Genomic DNA, 1181 nt, shown 5'->3' with positions numbered 1-1181 from the left:
AAAAATTCGTGTATATTTGATGGTTTATTTGCTATACGAAAAAACATAATTATAAAATATTTTTAAAAACTGTTGACTTTAACTAGCTGGTCTAATATTATTTAGTCAATATAAATATCTAAATAAGCACAAGATGCATCATCTTTAACTTTAAATCTCGGAACTTCAATACCATTAGAATCGTTTTCTTCAAATTCTCTTAGTTTGCTATATACATACTCTATCCCAAACTTTTCACATATATCAATAAGATTATCTTCCTCTACAATGTTATATCTATCACAAGAACATGTAAAACCATCACTAGTCAGCATTAGTTTAGTATCTTCCGTTATCTCTATATATCCGTTTAATGAATTTTCAATTGCACTTTCATCAAATTCTAAAATCCAATATCCCCCATCAATATTTTTTTTTAGTCTATTGTCAATTATTACATCCATTACACTTTCTTTTATTTCTTCAAAACTCATATATCTTAAATTAGGTAAATCATTCATTTTTTCAAAAACCATATCATCAAGATCACACACAGATCTATCCTTTATAATTTTTTTATCACAGTTTTTTATAAATAATCCACAATCTCCTAACAATAAATATTCTATTTTGTTTTCATAAAACTTAACAACAACTATAGAACTTGAAGGGAAATCTAATTTTTCTATCTTTTCACATCTAAGATTTGATAAATATTCTTTTTTTATTTGTTTTACACCTCTTAGGATTATACTTTTCAGTGTTTCATTTTTACTTATATTCTCATGTAAATATTTATTCCACCACTGAGTATACCATCTTGCATCGCTACTATTAGATACTAGGTTCTTCTTATTTAAACCGGTTGCACCATCTAATACCCATGCTCCAAAAGGGGTCACTCCAACTACATCTTCATTGAATTTAGATGTACCTTGATTACAAAGTAAACTATAATTTTTAATACTTACCCCCATATTATACCTCCTATTTTAGAATGTATAAAAAATCACACTCCTTTTAAAGTATTTTTGAAGTGCTTTTTTATAGTTGCAGCTTCTAAAAATATACTTATATTAAATTATACCTAAAATAGAAAAATCTACAACAATTCATGTTGTAGATTTTTCTAGAATCTAATCATAAAGTCCGTTTAATACCCTGCTTACAGTTGCCTTGCTCCAACTGGTTTTGCTTGATAT

General features: G+C 26.8%; 1 protein-coding gene. It reads right to left on the bottom strand.

Annotated elements, in window-relative coordinates:
- Positions 1-101: 101 nt before the first annotated feature.
- Positions 102-956, bottom strand: coding sequence for a hypothetical protein (locus BUB34_RS12885; RefSeq protein WP_073127884.1), 855 nt, complete (start codon positions 954-956; stop codon positions 102-104).
- Positions 957-1181 lie beyond the last annotated feature (225 nt).

Origin of the sequence: Asaccharospora irregularis DSM 2635 (genome assembly GCF_900129815.1) — a bacterium.
Lineage (GTDB): Bacteria > Bacillota > Clostridia > Peptostreptococcales > Peptostreptococcaceae > Asaccharospora > Asaccharospora irregularis.
The sequence above is the reverse complement of the archived record's forward strand: the minus strand, read 5'-3'. Positions and strand labels throughout refer to the sequence as shown.

Coding starts and splice junctions, on each gene's coding strand:
- BUB34_RS12885 (WP_073127884.1), bottom strand. CDS start 956: ATGGGGGTAAGTATTAAAAATTATAGTTTACTTTGTAATCAAGGTACA.